The organism is Bradyrhizobium sp. 4 (assembly GCF_023100905.1).
In the GTDB taxonomy this organism is placed as follows: domain Bacteria; phylum Pseudomonadota; class Alphaproteobacteria; order Rhizobiales; family Xanthobacteraceae; genus Bradyrhizobium.
Window position 1 is genome coordinate 5,710,822 of the sequence record NZ_CP064686.1, and the last position, 16,125, is coordinate 5,726,946.

At 62.5% G+C, this 16,125-nt stretch carries 22 protein-coding genes; 14 read left to right on the forward strand and 8 right to left on the reverse strand.

Annotation, left to right across the window (positions count from 1 at the left end; all coding sequences use genetic code 11):
- Window positions 1-17 precede the first annotated feature (17 nt).
- The 4 genes from IVB45_RS27240 to IVB45_RS27255 form a co-directional block, all read right to left on the reverse strand.
- Complete coding sequence (locus IVB45_RS27240) at window positions 18-878, reverse strand: SIR2 family protein (protein WP_247358970.1); 861 nt, start codon at window positions 876-878, stop codon at window positions 18-20.
- The gene (locus tag IVB45_RS27245) at window positions 879-1,352 is read right to left on the reverse strand and encodes an NUDIX hydrolase (protein ID WP_247358968.1); all 474 of its coding nucleotides are present in this window, start codon (window positions 1,350-1,352) and stop codon (window positions 879-881) included.
- 74 nt (window positions 1,353-1,426) lie between these two features.
- The gene (locus IVB45_RS27250; RefSeq protein WP_247358966.1) at window positions 1,427-2,212 is read right to left on the reverse strand and encodes a succinate dehydrogenase iron-sulfur subunit; all 786 of its coding nucleotides are present in this window, start codon (window positions 2,210-2,212) and stop codon (window positions 1,427-1,429) included.
- 175 nt (window positions 2,213-2,387) lie between these two features.
- Window positions 2,388-2,897 (reverse strand): DUF2243 domain-containing protein, encoded by a 510-nt coding sequence (locus tag IVB45_RS27255; protein WP_247358965.1) that lies wholly within the window; start codon window positions 2,895-2,897, stop codon window positions 2,388-2,390.
- A 226-nt stretch (window positions 2,898-3,123) separates the two neighbouring features.
- Between IVB45_RS27255 and IVB45_RS27260 the strand changes: the two genes are divergently transcribed.
- A complete protein-coding gene (locus IVB45_RS27260; protein ID WP_247358963.1) occupies window positions 3,124-3,603 on the forward strand; it encodes a DUF4142 domain-containing protein in 480 nt (159 codons plus the stop codon).
- Between the two features lie 147 nt (window positions 3,604-3,750).
- Window positions 3,751-4,020 (forward strand): hypothetical protein, encoded by a 270-nt coding sequence (locus IVB45_RS27265; protein ID WP_247358961.1) that lies wholly within the window; start codon window positions 3,751-3,753, stop codon window positions 4,018-4,020.
- 614 nt (window positions 4,021-4,634) lie between these two features.
- Here IVB45_RS27265 and IVB45_RS27270 read toward each other — a convergent pair.
- Together IVB45_RS27270 and IVB45_RS27275 are read right to left on the reverse strand one after the other, a co-directional pair.
- Entirely contained in the window at window positions 4,635-4,835 is a 201-nt protein-coding gene (locus IVB45_RS27270; protein ID WP_081747988.1) for a hypothetical protein, read from the reverse strand.
- On the reverse strand, window positions 4,836-5,009 hold the full coding sequence (locus tag IVB45_RS27275) for a hypothetical protein (RefSeq protein ID WP_247358959.1): 174 nt from the start codon (window positions 5,007-5,009) through the stop codon (window positions 4,836-4,838).
- A 47-nt stretch (window positions 5,010-5,056) separates the two neighbouring features.
- Between IVB45_RS27275 and IVB45_RS27280 the strand changes: the two genes are divergently transcribed.
- Complete coding sequence (locus tag IVB45_RS27280) at window positions 5,057-5,728, forward strand: DUF1236 domain-containing protein (protein ID WP_247358958.1); 672 nt, start codon at window positions 5,057-5,059, stop codon at window positions 5,726-5,728.
- Between the two features lie 41 nt (window positions 5,729-5,769).
- Window positions 5,770-5,958 carry a hypothetical protein gene (locus IVB45_RS27285; RefSeq protein WP_081747987.1) on the forward strand — a complete coding sequence of 63 codons (189 nt, stop codon included), beginning with the start codon at window positions 5,770-5,772 and terminating at the stop codon, window positions 5,956-5,958.
- Window positions 5,959-5,978: 20 nt separating this feature from the next.
- On the opposite strand, the gene IVB45_RS27290 is transcribed toward IVB45_RS27285, so the two are convergent.
- A complete protein-coding gene (locus tag IVB45_RS27290) occupies window positions 5,979-6,446 on the reverse strand; it encodes a metallophosphoesterase family protein (protein ID WP_247358956.1) in 468 nt (155 codons plus the stop codon).
- A gap of 14 nt (window positions 6,447-6,460) precedes the next feature.
- Window positions 6,461-6,679 (reverse strand): hypothetical protein, encoded by a 219-nt coding sequence (locus IVB45_RS27295; protein WP_027570906.1) that lies wholly within the window; start codon window positions 6,677-6,679, stop codon window positions 6,461-6,463.
- 131 nt (window positions 6,680-6,810) lie between these two features.
- On the opposite strand from IVB45_RS27295, the gene IVB45_RS38955 reads away from it, so the two are divergent.
- From IVB45_RS38955 to IVB45_RS27340, 10 genes are all read left to right on the forward strand, one after another.
- A complete protein-coding gene (locus tag IVB45_RS38955) occupies window positions 6,811-6,933 on the forward strand; it encodes a hypothetical protein (protein ID WP_256469442.1) in 123 nt (40 codons plus the stop codon).
- Window positions 6,934-6,953: 20 nt separating this feature from the next.
- Complete coding sequence (gene coxB, locus IVB45_RS27300) at window positions 6,954-8,057, forward strand: cytochrome c oxidase subunit II (protein ID WP_247358954.1); 1,104 nt, start codon at window positions 6,954-6,956, stop codon at window positions 8,055-8,057.
- Between the two features lie 2 nt (window positions 8,058-8,059).
- Window positions 8,060-9,967, forward strand: coding sequence for a cytochrome c oxidase subunit I (ctaD, locus tag IVB45_RS27305; protein ID WP_247289213.1), 1,908 nt, complete (start codon window positions 8,060-8,062; stop codon window positions 9,965-9,967).
- Window positions 9,964-10,563: a cytochrome c oxidase subunit 3 gene (locus IVB45_RS27310; protein WP_247358952.1), complete on the forward strand. Its 600-nt coding sequence runs from the start codon at window positions 9,964-9,966 to the stop codon at window positions 10,561-10,563. Before ctaD ends, IVB45_RS27310 begins: the two co-directional genes overlap by 4 nt.
- Complete coding sequence (locus tag IVB45_RS27315; protein WP_247358951.1) at window positions 10,560-10,913, forward strand: hypothetical protein; 354 nt, start codon at window positions 10,560-10,562, stop codon at window positions 10,911-10,913. The genes IVB45_RS27310 and IVB45_RS27315 overlap by 4 nt, the downstream gene beginning before the upstream one ends.
- Window positions 10,901-11,839 carry a cytochrome c oxidase assembly protein gene (locus IVB45_RS27320; RefSeq protein WP_247358949.1) on the forward strand — a complete coding sequence of 313 codons (939 nt, stop codon included), beginning with the start codon at window positions 10,901-10,903 and terminating at the stop codon, window positions 11,837-11,839. Before IVB45_RS27315 ends, IVB45_RS27320 begins: the two co-directional genes overlap by 13 nt.
- A gap of 58 nt (window positions 11,840-11,897) precedes the next feature.
- Window positions 11,898-12,689 (forward strand): heme-binding protein, encoded by a 792-nt coding sequence (locus tag IVB45_RS27325; RefSeq protein WP_247289209.1) that lies wholly within the window; start codon window positions 11,898-11,900, stop codon window positions 12,687-12,689.
- A gap of 177 nt (window positions 12,690-12,866) precedes the next feature.
- Complete coding sequence (locus IVB45_RS27330; protein ID WP_256469444.1) at window positions 12,867-14,648, forward strand: methanol/ethanol family PQQ-dependent dehydrogenase; 1,782 nt, start codon at window positions 12,867-12,869, stop codon at window positions 14,646-14,648.
- Window positions 14,632-15,471 carry a substrate-binding domain-containing protein gene (locus IVB45_RS27335; protein ID WP_247358947.1) on the forward strand — a complete coding sequence of 280 codons (840 nt, stop codon included), beginning with the start codon at window positions 14,632-14,634 and terminating at the stop codon, window positions 15,469-15,471. Before IVB45_RS27330 ends, IVB45_RS27335 begins: the two co-directional genes overlap by 17 nt.
- Window positions 15,471-16,106, forward strand: a complete 636-nt coding sequence (locus IVB45_RS27340; RefSeq protein WP_247358945.1) for a cytochrome c — start codon at window positions 15,471-15,473, stop codon at window positions 16,104-16,106. The genes IVB45_RS27335 and IVB45_RS27340 overlap by 1 nt, the downstream gene beginning before the upstream one ends.
- The last annotated feature ends 19 nt before the right edge of the window (window positions 16,107-16,125 follow it).

Consider the following 16,125-nt stretch of genomic DNA (forward strand, 5'->3'; position numbering starts at 1 on the left):
CGGCGCAGTTGAGGCACTCACTTCTTTCGGTCAATACGTTGGCGGATGTCCAGCAAGAACCGGGTAACACCTTCATCTGGACTGACGCCGTCAGGCGGCGCGATGGTGGTGATGCCCCAGTTCGCCAATACCGCCTCCTGCACCGGATTGCGCTGCGTGACGAAAACGAAGGACCTCGGTCGGTCCTGGCGGTGCCCGGATTCGTCCCAACTCTGCCAAATTCGGTGCAGCAGCAGCCGAATGTTGGGATCAGACATGCTGTATCCGATGAAAAGAAGCGTGCTGCCCAAGGCATCGGCGCGAAACCGGATATCGAGTGGCGAGTCGAACGCGAGCCGGTTGAGGAAGTCGGTTTCGGTCAGGACGAGCGAGGCATCGTCGTCGAAGTCACCATGGAATTTGATGATGTGCGTCACGCCGGAACGGGCGCCTGCAATGTCCTTTGCGTTGCTGATCTTGGCGTAGGGCTTTTCCAGGACGTCAAAGGCTGTCTCGAGGTTGCGGTCGTAGTTCGTGGTGTAAATGGTCGGAAAATCGAGCTCCACGATCAGCTTGTGGAGCCGTGAGGCCGCGATCCTGTCCGGGTCGACGCGCCAGTTGCGGTCGAGCCAGCTGCGAAGCGGGCCAATTCCGCCGCGCTTCAGCCGGTAGTACTCCGCCAGCATCTGATAGCCGCCGTGCATTCCATCGATCACGTTGCGCTCAAGTCCAAGGTCATCCAGCAGATGGTCGATCAGAGATTGCCAGGACGGCAGGCCGACAGCCATCGAGACGCCGGCACCGACGAACAGGATGGCGCAGCGCCGCTTGATCGCAGCGGCCAGGACCTCATGAGGCGGTCGCTCCTCGAATGCAAGTCCGGTCGGTTGCTGGTTCATCTACCTTGAATAGCTGGACGAGACGCGGGTTCCTGGGCCGTCGCCCAGCGGTAAGGAGGCGGTCTTCTCCGTCTGCGCCGCAAACCGGGCGATCAGGCGCCGAAGCTGCGCCTTGTGTACCAGACGGTTCGCCTTCTTCGGCGACACCCAGATTGCTTCGCGCTCTCCCTTTTCCGGCCACCAGCGCTCCTGCCCGTGGACCCTCATGGGAAAGACGGCGACGTTCACGGTCTGCTTGCGATCACCCTTCCGTTTGCGATGCTTGAAGGACCCGAGCGCGCGCTTTGCGGTGACGCCAACAAGACCAGCCTCCTCGTATGCCTCGAGCGCAGCCGCACGATGCGGCTCGGTCTTGCGCATCGGCGACCCCTTCGGGACACTCCACCTGCCCTTACGCCTGGTCGTGATCAGCATCACTCGCAATTCGGAATTGTTCAGCGTGAACGGCAAAGCGGCGAATTGTTTCTTGCCCATCAGGCGCCTCCGGTTTGGTCGATAAGCCTACGCCGCAGCCATCGTTCCTTTCTGCGGGGAGCGTCCATCTACGATCAGAACTTCCGTTCGACCATCTTGAGGCGCAATCCGGAAATCGCTTCGCCCGGATTCAAGCCCTTGGGACACGCCTTCGCGCAGTTGAGAATGGTGTGACAGCGATAGATCCTGAAGGGGTCTTCAAGCTTGTCGAGGCGCTCGCCTGTCGCTTCGTCGCGGCTGTCATTGACCCACCGCGCCGCCTGGATCAAAGCCGCTGGGCCCAGGAAACGCTCGGAATTCCACCAGTAGCTTGGACAAGACGTCGAGCAGCAGGCGCAGAGGATGCATTCGTACAGCCCGTCGAGCTTCGCCCGATCCTCATGGCTCTGCCGCCATTCCTTCTGCGGCGTGGGCGACACGGTTTGCAGCCAAGGCTCGATCAATGCGAGCTGGGCGTAGAAATTCGTCAGGTCGGGAACGAGGTCCTTGACCACGGGCTGATGCGGCAAGGGCAGCACGCGCAACGGCTCGCCGTTCGGGACCTCCTCACTCATGGATTTGGTGCAGGCGAGCGTGTTCTGGCCGGCAATATTCATCGAGCAGGAGCCGCACACGCCTTCGCGGCAGGACCGCCTGAACGTCAGTGTGGAGTCGATGTTGTTCTTGATCCAGATCAGACCATCCAGCACCATGGGCCCGCAATCGCTGATATCGACGAAGTAGGTGTCGAGCCGGGGATTGCGACCGTCGTCGGGATTCCAGCGATAGACCTGGAATTCGCGCAACGATTTGCTGTCCGGCTTGGGCCAGATCCTTCCCTTTTCGACGCGGGAGTGTTTCGGAAGCCTGAACTCGACCATGTTACCTCCGGGCGGACATGAGGCGTTGATAACTGCGCATCAATTGGGATTGAAGCAACGTAGTTGCAGGAGATCATCCAGCGACACACCAAACAGCACGATGCGAAAGGCCGGTGCTGTCGCGAGCATCAGCAGCAATATAAAAAGGGCATAGACCAGAGCTGGCGGGGTCTCTCTAGCGAGCCTGTAGACTGCTTTCCGCATGTACCCTCGCTTGCGTGGCGGCGCGTGTCATGGCTGCGCCGATCACCAACATGGCCGCACCCCATAGCAGGAATCCGATATCCCAGAAGATGCGCTGTGCGTCGGGCACGGTCTCATTCACCCGATGCAACTTGAAGATCTCATGGTCCACCACGCCTTCAACCAGATTGAAGATGCCCCAACCGAGCAAGACCGCTCCGAGACACCGGCCGCCCGACAGGTGAATGTCGGACCTGCGCGCCCGTTGCCACAGCACATACAGGCCGAGCAGCACAAGCAGATAGGTCGCACTGTGGAAGATGCCGTCCCAGGTCGTATTGAGCTTGACGTTGTCGATGGAGTTGAGCGGGTACCAGCCGCTTAACATATGATGCCATTGCAGCAGCTGATGAAACACAATGCCGTCAAAAAACCCGCCCAGGCCAAGCCCGAGAAGGACACCCGCGGAAATCGGGAAGCTGGATGAATTGCTGTCTTGCATGAATCTGCTCGTGCGTCGGTCGGCATCTGGATGATGGACAAACCCTCCTCCAGGTTGCCGTTCCTATGATCATGACACACTCCCCCTGCCAATAACCTGCGTTAACCTGCCTGCTCATCTCATGCCACCGAAGGCGCTCGGTGGAGCATCGCTCGGCTGCTTATGTGACGATAGGAACGTTCGAAACGGTAGCAGTGTCTTGTGAATCCAACATTGGAGATTCATCATGCTGAGAAGATCGTTTTTACTTGCGTTGGGCGGCCTCGGACTATCGACCTACGCTGCGCAATCCAAGCCAGTCCCACAGCGGGATTTTCGAACGGCCGACCTCATGGGTGGCGCGTTTGCGATGCAGACGAGTCAGCTCGCCCTGACGCGCACCGGCAATCCCGACATCGTCAACTTCGCCAATGCAGAGATCACCGAACAGGTCCAGGTCGCGAGCGCGCTCGGAGCAGCGCCGGGATCGGCACCGCTGCGGCCGGATCATGCCGCCCTGCTTCAGCGCCTTCAGGCCACACCGTCGGGTCCCTTCGACCGGATGTACGTGCAGGGGCAGATCCGCGGACACCGTGAATTGCTCGCGCTCAACAATTCGTATTTGCGATCCGGTGTTAACCCCAGCGAACAGCAGGTCGCACAGATGTCGCTGCCCATCATCCAGCGTCACCTTGCGATCGTGAGCAGTCTCAGGGAAGTCGACTAGAGGTTCACCCCAGCGACAAGGAGGTACAAATGGCAAGAAAGGTCGAGACGGACCGCCGTGAAGCACGGCAAAGGAAAAAGGGGAAACGGCGCGCAACGTCTCAAGCGCAAGCGGAAGTGGCAGCCGTAGCATTGGCGGTGGCCGCGCGTGACGGCCGCCGTCAAAGTTGCCGATGATCAAACTGTGAGGACCGAGATGGCGTATGCCCTGTTCAAGGATGACGAAAAACTGAGCCGGACATTTTCGACCAAAGAGGAAACGCTGAAGAGAGCCGAAGACGCTGATCTGGTCGAAAGCAGCGAGGGCGAGGGCAAGCCCAGGCTCGAGGACGACCTGAAGATCAAGCCCTGCTCGCCCGACCCCGAACCTCGAAGCGAGGATGACCTCGATTGGACGCCGGGAAGCCCGGCGTCCTGATCACCACTCTAGCAGCCTTTGCAGATGCTCTTGATCTTTCGATCGACGTGCGAATCCTGAGAGTTCTCGGAGCGTATTTCGGCATCGCCCGGCATCGACGGACCGGGTGTCGCAGTTCCGTCGATCCGTCCGCTGCTGGTGCCTCCTGCGGGATTGCCGGCCCGCCCGACGGTGGTCGATCCTTGCGGGCCGCTACCCGTTGATTGTGCCGTTCCAGCGGTGTTCGTGCCGGTAGCCGTCGTGCCGCGCGAAGCCGCGGCCGCGTCGGCTGGATTGACCAGGTTGGGCGATACATCCCCCGCCTGGTTTGTCGCTCCCGTCGACCCAAGACCTGTCGACCCACGACTTGCAGACCCAAGACCTGCAGACCCAGGACCTGTCGACCCAGGACCTGCAGACCCAGGACCTGCAGACCCAAGGCTCGAAGCACCGCCGGCTGACCCGGGGCTTGTCGCACCGCCGGGGCCGCCGCTCGTGCTGCTCGCGCTTGCTCCGCCCGATCCTCCCGAACCGCCACCGCCCCCACCCCCGCCACTCTGCGCCGAGGCGGCCCCTATCGACGCGCTCGCCAGGAAGGCGATCAGCATCAAGCCCGAACTTGTCCTATGCATTGCTCAGCTCCTCTCACGATCATTATGCGTGTGATGTTGATCGCGCTCACCACCGCCTCCCGAGACGTGTGATTTGCGATCGTTGGTGGGCGTTCCGGGCGCAGGGCGCTCGTGCTCGCGACCTCCCTTTTCCGGGTGCTTGCGGTCCTGCCGCGATGAGCCCGGACCACCGAAGCGTTCAGTGTCAGAGTTCTTGTGTGGCATTCATCGGTCCTGCTGGTAGCCTTGGTTTGTCGTGTTCTGCTTGATGTTGCCGTGACGGCCCTGGGCGTCGAAGTTCTCGCGGCCGGGCACCTTTTCGTCCGTCTCGATCTTTGGATCAGATCCGGGTCCCTTGTCGCTGCGCTGCTCTGGCGGAACGGGGGGCATTTTGGACATTGCATGCTCCTTGTTTCGGTCTCGCGACCTCATGTGCTGGCAATGAGATGCGGCGGCGGTCGTTCCTGATCGATGCTGATGCATGCCCGCAGGAACGAACGATTCCTGCGCGGGTTGACTCCGCAGTTCATACCGAAGGCTTTTTGTTCATGGTCAAGTATCTATCGCGTGAAACGGAGAAGGACGGCACCCGGAAGCTGATGATGGCAGGATCGGGAGTGGCCGCGGTCCTGTTTGTAGGTTTCATCGTCTGGTTCGCCGTGCCCCAGATGTTCGGGGCAACAGACTATCTGGGCCGCCCCTCCACAGGCGCCGACAAAGGTGCCCCTGCCACAACGGTCGGCACGGGAGTTCCCACGCAACGCGAAGCAGTCAGCAAAGCGGCCAAGGAAAACCCGGCTGGCAATGAAGACACGACCGGCGCCCGTGCGCGGGATGTGAAGCAGAGCGCCCAGCCGGCTGGCCTCAACGATCAGCAACGCGAGCAGCTCCGCGCCACCATCTCATCGGCGCATGGCCCGACGATGGATCGCCCGAATTTCGAAATGATGATCGGTACGTCTGTGCCGCGCCAGACCGAGGTTGCCGATTTGCCGCCCGAAGTCACCCAAGTGCTGAACGGGTTCTGGGGCGATCAATATCTGATCGCCGGAAACGATCTCGTCATTGTCGATCAGCATTCGCGCCGCGTCGCGGCAATTATCGCTGGCGTACGCTGATCGCGTGCCGCCGCATCGACAGACCATAAAGAGGACAACTTATGCCGAGAGCGAAAGCACCTGAAAACGACCCCAGAGAAACCCCGGTCGACGATCCGCGACAGCAGACTGATTTGCCAACCCACCGGCAGACGGACCAGCCTTGGCAGGGGAATCCCGAGAAGGAGCAGATCGACCCAAAGCGTCCCCCGATTGATCTGGAGCGGTGGCAAAAGTCGAATACTCACTAGCTGGCACGCACGCACGTCGTTCACGCGTCGAGCTCATGGATGGTGGGGCGCAGGTCGCCGCCCTCATCCATTTCGAGCGTTGCCAGCGTGATCGGCAGCTTGAAGCGCCTTGGACCGGCGCTTCCGGGATTCAGGAAAAGCACTCCGTCGATCGTGTTGACCTGCACCCGATGCGAATGTCCTGATATCACCACGTTCACACTGGTTGCCGCGGGGTCGATGGCGAGCGCCTTGAGATCGTGAAGGAGGTAGAAACAACGAGCGCCGAGGTGCACTGTTTCGGTTTCGGGATAGCGCTTCGCCCAACTGGCGACGTCGACGTTTCCCCTGATGGCGGTGACCGGTGCTATCAGGCAAAGCCTCTCCAGAACCTCCGGCGCGCCGATATCACCGGCGTGGAGGATATGCGACACCCCCGCAAGACGGCGTTCGGCCTCCGGCCTGAGAAGGCCGTGCGTATCCGAGATCACGCCGATCCTCAACGTCATGTCAGGCCAGGGCTTCAGTGCAGGACATCAAGGGGCACCTTCCCGATCTCCTCACCCTCCTGGTTCGTGACCAGGATGGAAAAATGACGATTTCTGAGTTCGGGACGCTCCGCAAGAAGTCTCCTGGCGATCTCCTCGGCAACATCCAGGGCCATGATGTCGTCGGGCAATTCAGCACCTCCCTCGTCTGCAACGGTCTTCGAATCGACCAGATCGAAATGATAGCGCGGCACGTGAACCCTCGAATTCGTCGCAGGAACGCGCGATCTCGAGCCTTCGTTCCGGCGCTCGCAGGTCAACTCCCGGCACGTCCGCAGGAACCCTCAGGGTCGTCGCGGCATTGCTGCGTTTTTGGAGCCGACACATGCTCGGAGAGTTGCGCGTGCTTGCCCAGCCGGGTGCGATCATCGCCAGTCTTGCCATCCTGTTGCTGATGGCCGCGGGCGATGCGGCGATCGTGATCGCCGTGAAGGGCTGGCCGTTTTAGCCCGATGATCGATGTCGGACATGTCCTTCGTCGGCCAACCGTTCCGGTTGCGCATAGGAACCTTTGTAGGCCTGACCGGTTCCGCCTGTGAAGCGGAGTGCGACAAAACGTCAATGCAGGTCCGGGTGCAAAGGGTTCTGGTGTTGTGCATGACCTGGCCGCTTGCCGCGTGCGCGGGCCAGCAGTCGGCGCTCGACCCTCAAGGGCTACAGTCTGAGCAGATTCGTCACACGCTGTTTCTCTTCCTCATTGTCGCGGCGATCGTCTGGACTGCCGTCGTCATCGTTCTGGGTGTGGGGCTGTTGCGCCGAAAGCGCGCAGCCGATCAGCCGCTGGACCTCCACCAGCCCTTCGAACGACGCTCCGGGCGCGTCATCCTCGCGCTTGGGATTGCGACCACCGTCGTCGTGCTCGGCCTCTCCTTGGTCAGCTATGCCGGTCAGCGCACCGTCTTTGCCAAGGACGAGAAAACCCACACGCTCAAGATCATCGGTCACCAATGGTGGTGGGAGGTCCGCTATGAGGCCGATAGTCCGCACCAGAGTTTCGTGACCGCCAACGAGATCCGGATCCCGACCGGGCAACCGGTTAAAGTCGAGCTGGAATCCGCCGACGTGATCCACAGCTTCTGGGTGCCCAGCCTGACCGGCAAGATGGACTTGATCCCCGGGCAGAAGAATGAGCTGCAATTTACGGCGAAGAACGCGGGCATCTATCGCGGTCAATGCGCCGAGTTCTGCGGGATCCAGCACGCCCACATGGCGTTCGCCGTGATCGCGATGTCCCCCGACGAGTTCGGCCGCTGGCGCGACCATGAAAACCAGAGCGCGAGTAACCCCGCGGATCAGCTCGGCAAGCAGGGCGAGGCTCTGTTCCGGGCGCGCGGATGCGCCTTGTGCCACAACATCAGCGGCACGCTGGCCGGCGGCCAGCTCGGCCCGGATCTCACGCATATCGGCAGCCGCACGACGATCGCTGCGGGAACGCTGCCGAATACTCCCGCGACGCTCGGCGCCTGGATCGCCGATCCCCAGCACATCAAGCCCGGCAATCTCATGCCGAAGATGCCGCTGCAATCGGACGAGCTGATCGCGATCATTCATTATCTGGAGCAGCTCAAGTGAGCATGGCCGCTGAACCAAATGAATTGCGGGACGACGTCCTGAACGGTCTGCAGCTTTCGACGCAGCTCGAGCGGGTGTGGCGCACGCCGTCTGGACTTGTCGGTGCGCTCATGTCGGTCGACCACAAGGTCGTTGGACGTCGCTACATCTTGACCGCATTCGCCTTTCTGCTCCTCGGCGGCATCCTTGCGGTCCTGATGCGCATTCAGCTGGCCGGGCCGGAGAAGACGTTTCTCTCGGCCGACAAGTACAATCAAGTCTTCACGATGCACGGCTCGACGATGATGTTCCTGTTCGCCGTGCCTGTCATGGAGGCGTTCGCCGTCTATCTGGTGCCGTTGATGGTCGGCACGCGGAACATCGCCTTTCCGCGCCTGAATGCCTTCAGCTATTGGATGTTTCTGTTCGGCGGCTGCTTCCTGTGGACCTCCTTCCTGTTCAACGTCGGCCCCGACGTCGGCTGGTTTTCCTACGTTCCCCTCTCCAGCCTGCAGTTCACACCGACCAAGCGCGCCGATGTCTGGGCGCAGATGATCACCTTTACCGAGGTTGCGGCGCTCGCGGTCGCCGTCGAGATCGTCGTGACCGTGTTCAAGCTCCGCGCGCCAGGGATGACGCTCGACCGCATTCCCCTGTTCGTCTGGGCCATGCTGGTGACGGCCTTCCTTGTGATGTTCGCAATGCCCTCGATCATGGTCGCATCGACGTCACTGATCCTGGATCGCCTCGTCAATACCCGCTTCTATGATTCCTCATCGGGCGGCCATCCCTTGCTCTGGCAGCATCTGTTCTGGTTCTTCGGCCATCCCGAGGTCTACATCATCTTCATCCCGGGCACGGGAATGGTTTCGGCGATCCTCGCGACGTTCGCGCGGCGGCCGGTGATCGGCTATCCCGTGGTGATCCTCTCCTTGATCGCGACCGGCTTCCTGTCGTTCGGCCTCTGGGTCCACCACATGTTCGTCACGGGCTTGCCCCAACTCGGTGCGGCCCTGTTCACGGCCTCCAGCATGCTGATCGCGGTGCCGAGCGGGCTGCAGATTTTCTGCTGGCTGGCAACGCTCTGGGACGGACGTCCGGTGTACCGGACGCCGCTGTTGTTCGTGATCGGCTTCATCGTGATCTTCGTGCTCGGCGGGTTGTCCGGCGTGATGGTCGCCTCGGTCCCGATCGATACCCAGGTGCACGACACCTATTTCGTCGTCGCCCACTTCCATTATGTTCTGATCGGCGGCGCCGTCTTCCCGCTGGTCGGCGCGGTCTACTACTGGTTTCCCAAGATCGCCGGCCGCATGCTGAGCGAAAGACTAGGGCGCTGGAATTTCTGGCTGGCCTTCATCGGCTTCAACGTCGCCTTCTTCCCGATGCACATTCTCGGGCTGATCGGAATGCCGCGCCGGGTCTATACCTACACCGCCGACATGGACTGGGCGCATCTGAACCTCGTGTCCAGCGGCGGTGCTCTCGTTTTCGCGTTTAGCTTCGCGCTGCTTCTGGCCAATGTGGTCTACAGCCTGCGCAAGGGCGCGCTTGCGGGCGACAACCCCTGGGATGCCTCGACGCTGGAATGGGCGACCTCGTCGCCGCCTCCGCCGCAGAATTTCGACCGCATTCCGGTCGTCAAGCACCGCGATCCGCTGTGGGCCGACAGCGAGAGCCTGCCAGTAGTCGCGGGTCTGAGCGCCGAGCGGCGCGAGGTCCTGCTGACCTCGCTTGCGGAAGCCGAGCCCCAGATCCGCGAGGCTTCGCCCGAGCCGAGTATCTGGCCGCTGCTTGCGGCGATCGCAACGACGATCTTCTTCATCGGATCGATCTTCACGCCCTGGGCGGTGCTCTGGGGCACGCCGCCGATGGCCGTGACTTTGATCGGCTGGTTCTGGCCAACCGGCAGCAAGGAGGACGAGGAGTGAGACAGACTATCGTCCGCGACGTCTCGGACCTGCCGACTTACGGCTACGGCCCGCGTAGTGGCCCGTGGTGGGGCGCCATGGGTTTCATGGCGCTCGAAGGCATGGGCTTTGCCATTGCCATCGGCGCCTACCTTTATCTCTACGCAGTCAACCCGACCTGGCCGATCGGAGCATCCCCGCCGGATCTCTGGCCGGGGACGGTCGAGACGGTGATTTATCTATTGAGCATCATTCCCAACGAGTTCACGAACCGCGCCGCACACCGACAGGGTCTCGCGAAGGCGCGGATCGGCCTGATCGTGATGGCCTTGATCGGCATCGCGCTCCTGGTGCTGCGCGGCTTCGAGTTCGCGCATCTCAACACCCGCTGGGACAATTCAGCCTATGGCTCGATCGTATGGCTCATTCTGGGGCTGCACACGACCCACCTTGCCACGGATGTCGGCGACACGGTCGTGCTGGCGGTGTTGATGTTCACGCGCCATGCGAAACCGCGCCGGTTCAGCGACGTGACCGACAACGTGTTCTACTGGAACTTCGTCGTGCTCGCCTGGCTGCCGCTCTATGTCTTGCTCGATTGGGTACCACGCCTATGACCGCAGCCGAGGGACGTTCCAGACTGCTTTACTGGGCCGGCGTTGCGCTCGGGCCCATCGCGTGGGGGATCAATTTGCAGGGCATCTACGTGCTCGCGCACTTCGCCTGCGAACAGACCAGGATCAGCGGCGCGATCATGAGTGCGGCTCTGGCTGTCGTCGCCCTCGCGGGCACTGTCATTTCCGCCCGCGCGGTTCGACGCGGGGCGGGGGCTGAATGGACGGATGCGCAAGGCGGCGGGCCACGAACGTTCATGGCCTGGCTCGGCGTCGGCTCCGGCGTGCTGTTTGCGCTGGTGATCGCGAACCAGTTCGCCGCCTCGCTCATGATCAGCCCATGCCTGCGCTGAGCCTTGCAGCACTGCTGCTCGCGCTGTTCACGGCGCCGGCCGATGCGCATGGACTATCGGAGGTCGATCCCGGCTCGCTGTGGAGCTACGATCCCTGGCTGATGGCCCCGCTCTATGCCGTCGGTATCGCCTTCTATGTCGGAACGCAGCGGCTCTGGCATCATGCGGGCGGCGGCCGCGGCGTCAGCTTCCGCCAGGTGGCCGCATTCTGGACCGGATGGCTGGTCGCCGCGCTTGCCGTGACCTCGCCGCTGCACTGGCTCGGCGAGCGTCTGTTCACCGCGCACATGGTCGAGCATGAACTCCTGATGGTGGTCGCAGCACCGCTGATGGCGTTCGCCCGGATCAATGGCCCCCTGCTGTGGAGCCTGCCGGCCCGGCTCCGCCCGGCGGCGGGTCGAATGCTCAATTGGCCGATACTGGCGTGGCCGTGGCGGTTTGTGAGCCACCCCATGAGCGCGACCATCCTGCACGGCGCAGCGCTCTGGGTCTGGCACGCACCGCCGTTATATGCATGGGCGCTCGAGAATACGGCGATCCATCGTCTCCAGCACATCAGCTTCTTTGCGACCGCGCTGTTGTTCTGGTGGGTGCTGCTGCATGGCCGCGGTCAGGGCCGTAGCACACGAATTCGCGACGGCATCGCTGTCGCGTGCCTGTTCATCACGATTTTGCATTCGGGTGTGCTCGGGGCTCTGCTGACGGTGTCGCCGCGGCTGTGGATCCCCGGTCAAGGCGCCCTCGCCGGTGAATTCGGCCTCTCGGCACTCGAGGACCAGCAACTCGCCGGCATCCTGATGTGGGTGCCCATGGGCCTACTCTATACCGGCGCGGCGTTGTTCTTTGCTCACCGGTGGCTGACTGCGAACGGCGGCCATTCCCACCTGCCGCTCCCTTCAACATCCGGGCTGAGCGATGCGGCATAGGAACCGCAACTTCTGTTCGAACGTTCGCCTGCCGACTGCGACACTCCACGGAGGCCACATGGAAAAACGATCCGTCATGGCGCTAACGGCTATCTTCACCGCAGCATTCTTGGTGCCTGCAGTCTTGAACGCGCAGGACCAACCCCAGCCGGGGATGTCGTGCCCGGTCAACCATGACAAGCTCGCCGATATCCTCAAGAAGAGCGTCAAGTCGGGCGGCGGCCCCAGCAACGGAGGTCTGGACAACAACGAATGGGCTGCCGTCGTCAATCGGCAGGGCGTCGTCTGCGCAATTGCCTACAGCGGCGGCAAGGTCGACGACCAGTGGCTGGGCAGCCGTGCCATCGCGGCCGAGAAGGCCAACACAGCGAATGCGTTCAGCCTGAAGGACAAGGCGATGGCGACCGCCAATCTCTATGCAGGTGCGCAGCCGGGCGGGTTCCTGTTCGGCGCGGCACTCGGCAACCCACCATCCCAGGAGGCCTTGTACGCCGGATCTCCGGACAACTTCGGCACGGCTCAGGATCCGATGGTGGGCAAGCCGATCGGCGGCACGATCGTGTTCGGAGGCGGGCTCGCGCTCTATGACGGCAACGGCGTCACGGGCGCGCTGGGCGTCAGCGGCGACAGCTCCTGCGCGGATCACAACGTGGCCTGGCGCGTGCGTCACCAGCTCGGGCTTGACCGGGTGCCGGCCGGAGTCAGCCCCAACATGAAGGACGCGATCATCTACGACATCGGCCCCGACGGCAAAAGCCCGTCGGGATTTGGCCATCCCAAGTGTAACGGCAAGGAAGATCAGATCTCAGTCGACCTCGGCGCCGGCGTATCCGGCAACGTCGTGAGATAGCGCTGCGTCAATCGCCGCTTTTTGGAACCAAGGGAAGGCGGAACGTTTGTACGTCCGCAAGCCGGCCTGCAATGCGGCACGGCCGCATCCCTGCCGTGGAGATCTTTACATATGTTAGTGCGTGGTCTCACGCGTCTGCTCAACCGGATTCCGGCCATCCTTTGCGCCTGCTGCGCGATGCTGTCATCCGCGTCAGCACAAAGCGATCTCGCCAGCCGCATGAAAGATCCCGGCCAGTGGCCGATGGCGGCGCGCGACTACGCCAACACCCGCTACAGCGAGCTCGACCAGATCAACGCGTCCAATGCTTCGCGCCTCCAGCTCGCCTGGACCTTCTCGGTGGGCGCCGACCGGGGCCAGGAAGCGGCGCCGCTCGTGGTGGACGGCACCATGTATGTGGTCGGTCCCTATGCCGGCCCCTATCCCAACCGCGTGTTCGCGCTAGATGCCACGACTGGCGAGTTGAAATGGTCCTATGCGCCGAAGCCGGAGCCCGCAGCCGCGGGCGTTGCCTGCTGCGACGTCGTCAATCGCGGGCTGGCCTTCGACAACGGCAAGGTCTTCCTCAACACGCTCGATAACCACACCGTCGCCATCGACGCCAAGACCGGCAAAGAGCTCTGGCACACGAAGCTCGGCGAGATCAACAAGGGCGAAACGATCACGATGGCTCCCATCGTGGTGAAAGGCAAGATTCTCGTCGGCAACAGCGGCGGCGAACTGGGCGTGCGCGGCTGGGTGACCGCGCTCGACGAGAACACCGGCGCCATCGCTTGGCGCGCCTATTCAACAGGTCCCGACAAGGACGTGCTGATCGGCGACGATTTCAAGCCATTCTACGACAATCTCAAAGGCCAGGATCTCGGCGTGAAGACCTGGCCCGCCGACCGCTGGCAGGTTGGCGGCGGCACGGTCTGGGGCTGGATCTCCTACGATCCCGATCTGAACCTGGTCTACTACGGCACGGCCAATCCGAGTCCCTGGAACGCGAACCAGCGCAGCGGCGACAATCTCTGGAGCACCACAATCTTTGCCCGCGATCCCGACACCGGTCGCGCCAAATGGGCCTACCAGATCAACCCGCACGATCTGTTCGACCACGACGAGATCAACGAGAACGTGCTTGTCGACCTCGAACTGAATGGACGGCCGCGCAAGGTGCTGATCCACCCCGGCCGCAACGGCTATATGTACGTCATGGACCGCGCCACTGGCGAGGTGATCTCGGCGGACGCTTATGACTTCGTCAACAGCTACAAGGGCGTCGATCTGAAGACCGGCAAGATCATCCCCAACGAGGAGAAGACGCCGCTTGTCGGCAAGACCGTCGAGAACATCTGCCCGAGCGCGCCGGGCGCCAAGGATTGGCAACCGACGGCGTGGTCACCGCGCACAAAACTTCTCTACGTGCCCCATCAGCATCTCTGCATGAGCTTCAAGGCCTCTCAGGTCGGCTACATCGCCGGGACGCCCTATGTCGGCGCAGACGTCGATATGTATGCCGGCCCCGGCGGCTATCGCGGCGAGTTCATGGCGTGGGATCCAATCGCGCGCAGGAAGGTCTGGGAGATCCACGAGAAGCTGCCGGTCTGGAGCGGCGCGCTGGTCACAGCAGGTGATGTCGCATTCTACGGCACCATGGATCGGCTTTTCAAAGTCGTGGATGCCAAGGATGGACATGTGCTGTGGCAATTCCGCGCCGGATCCGGGTTCATCGGCCAACCGATCTCCTATCGCGGCTCCGACGGACAGCAATACGTCGCGATCCTGTCGGGCGTCGGCGGCTGGCCGGGTGTGGTGGCCAATGCCGAGGTCGATCCGCGGGGGCGCAACGGTGCGCTGGGGTTCACCGGCGCGACGCAGGATCTGCCGTTCTACACCGCCGGCGGGAGCGAACTGCTGGTCTTCAAGCTCGGCGGCGCAAACGGTGAGGATACCAGCCATGCGCCTTCGAAATAGTTGTCCTGGCATCACCCTTGGTTTTCTGGTCGGGCTCGCAACCACGGCGGCGGCAGCGTCGGATCGCGAGCTTCGCGTCTGTGCCGATCCCAACAATCTGCCGTTCTCGAACAAAGCCGAAGCAGGATTCGAGAACAGGCTCGCGACGATGGTGGCCGAGCATTTCGGCCAGCAGGTCACCTACACCTGGTGGGCGCAGCGCCGCGGCTTCATCCGCAACACACTGAAAGCCGGCAGATGCGACGTCGTGATGGGCGTACCGTCCGGCTATGATCTCGTCGAGACGACCAAGCCCTATTATCGCTCGAGCTATGTGTTCGTCACGCGGCAGGACCGGCACCTCGACCTTTCGTCCCTACTCGACCCGCGCTTGCATCACCTCGTGATCGGCGTGCATCTGATCGGCGACGACGGCAACAATCCACCGCCTGCGCAGGCGCTCGGCGACCAAGGCATCGTCGATAACGTCCGCGGCTACTCCATCTACGGCGATTATCGCCAGGCCGATCCGCCGGCACGCCTGATCGAAGCCGTCGAAAGCGGCAGCCTCGATGTCGCCGCAGCTTGGGGCCCCCTCGGCGGATATTTCGCCCAGCACTCTCCCGTCCCGCTGACGGTCACGCCGATCCGGGATTACGAACGCTTTGCACCTCAGCAGTTCCAGTTCGCCATCGCGATGGGCGTGCGCAAAGGCGACGACGCCTTGCGCGACCGGCTGAACGAGTTCATCGACGAGCATTGGTCCGAGATCACCTCGCTGCTGCGCAGTTACGGCGTTCCGCTGGTGGACCAACCCGTCACGGTATCGGGAGGACATGAGTGATGTCTGCTCCAGCAATGCGCGCGAGCGCCCTGTGGTTGCTGCTGGCGGTCTTGCCGAATGGTGCGGGGCTGGCCCAGCAGACCTTGCCGCAGTCGCAGGAGGCGCAGATGCCGACGCTGTCTCCGCGCCCGAATTTCGGTGGCAGCGTCGGCAATGGCAGCCCCGGCGTCTTCATGCAGGTCCCGGTCAGTCACCTCCATCCCGGCGCGCAGCCGGACCCGCCCCAAATCAAGAATCCCGTGCAAGGTGATCCCAACGCGCAGCAGCGCGGGATGACCTACTATGTCAACTTCAACTGCGTCGGCTGCCACGCGCCGAATGGCGGCGGCGGCATGGGGCCGGCGCTGAGCAACAACATCTTTACTTACGGAGCGCAGCCCGAGAACATCTTTCTCTCGATCTACCAGGGGCGGCCGAACGGAATGCCGGCTTGGGGCGGCGTGCTGCCCGACAGCGTGATCTGGGACCTCGTCACCTATATCGGCAGGATCAGCAACGAGCCCAGCCACCAATGGGGCCGCACCTTTTCGGCGAATCTGCCGTCGCCCGAGGTCGAGCAAGTCCCGAGCGAGCAGGTCTCCACGACCGATCCCTGGTCAGCCACCAAGTCCTTCAACTTCGGCCAGAAGCCCTGATCGGCCGAGCGGAGCAGCG

What these genes read in the sequence shown, in the direction of transcription:
- IVB45_RS27290 (WP_247358956.1), bottom strand. Translation starts at nt 6,446, where the DNA reads ATGACGTTGAGGATCGGCGTGATCTCGGATACGCACGGCCTTCTCAGG.
- IVB45_RS27240 (WP_247358970.1), bottom strand. Translation starts at nt 878, where the DNA reads ATGAACCAGCAACCGACCGGACTTGCATTCGAGGAGCGACCGCCTCAT.
- IVB45_RS27335 (WP_247358947.1), top strand. Translation starts at nt 14,632, where the DNA reads ATGCGCCTTCGAAATAGTTGTCCTGGCATCACCCTTGGTTTTCTGGTC.
- IVB45_RS27270 (WP_081747988.1), bottom strand. Translation starts at nt 4,835, where the DNA reads ATGCCACACAAGAACTCTGACACTGAACGCTTCGGTGGTCCGGGCTCA.
- IVB45_RS27320 (WP_247358949.1), top strand. Translation starts at nt 10,901, where the DNA reads ATGCCTGCGCTGAGCCTTGCAGCACTGCTGCTCGCGCTGTTCACGGCG.
- IVB45_RS27325 (WP_247289209.1), top strand. Translation starts at nt 11,898, where the DNA reads ATGGAAAAACGATCCGTCATGGCGCTAACGGCTATCTTCACCGCAGCA.
- IVB45_RS27275 (WP_247358959.1), bottom strand. Translation starts at nt 5,009, where the DNA reads ATGTCCAAAATGCCCCCCGTTCCGCCAGAGCAGCGCAGCGACAAGGGA.
- ctaD (WP_247289213.1), top strand. Translation starts at nt 8,060, where the DNA reads ATGGCCGCTGAACCAAATGAATTGCGGGACGACGTCCTGAACGGTCTG.
- IVB45_RS27330 (WP_256469444.1), top strand. Translation starts at nt 12,867, where the DNA reads ATGCTGTCATCCGCGTCAGCACAAAGCGATCTCGCCAGCCGCATGAAA.
- IVB45_RS27250 (WP_247358966.1), bottom strand. Translation starts at nt 2,212, where the DNA reads ATGGTCGAGTTCAGGCTTCCGAAACACTCCCGCGTCGAAAAGGGAAGG.
- IVB45_RS27340 (WP_247358945.1), top strand. Translation starts at nt 15,471, where the DNA reads ATGTCTGCTCCAGCAATGCGCGCGAGCGCCCTGTGGTTGCTGCTGGCG.
- IVB45_RS27260 (WP_247358963.1), top strand. Translation starts at nt 3,124, where the DNA reads ATGCTGAGAAGATCGTTTTTACTTGCGTTGGGCGGCCTCGGACTATCG.
- IVB45_RS38955 (WP_256469442.1), top strand. Translation starts at nt 6,811, where the DNA reads ATGCTCGGAGAGTTGCGCGTGCTTGCCCAGCCGGGTGCGATCATCGCC.
- IVB45_RS27315 (WP_247358951.1), top strand. Translation starts at nt 10,560, where the DNA reads ATGACCGCAGCCGAGGGACGTTCCAGACTGCTTTACTGGGCCGGCGTT.
- coxB (WP_247358954.1), top strand. Translation starts at nt 6,954, where the DNA reads ATGTCCTTCGTCGGCCAACCGTTCCGGTTGCGCATAGGAACCTTTGTA.
- IVB45_RS27245 (WP_247358968.1), bottom strand. Translation starts at nt 1,352, where the DNA reads ATGGGCAAGAAACAATTCGCCGCTTTGCCGTTCACGCTGAACAATTCC.
- IVB45_RS27255 (WP_247358965.1), bottom strand. Translation starts at nt 2,897, where the DNA reads ATGCAAGACAGCAATTCATCCAGCTTCCCGATTTCCGCGGGTGTCCTT.
- IVB45_RS27285 (WP_081747987.1), top strand. Translation starts at nt 5,770, where the DNA reads ATGCCGAGAGCGAAAGCACCTGAAAACGACCCCAGAGAAACCCCGGTC.
- IVB45_RS27280 (WP_247358958.1), top strand. Translation starts at nt 5,057, where the DNA reads ATGCGGCGGCGGTCGTTCCTGATCGATGCTGATGCATGCCCGCAGGAA.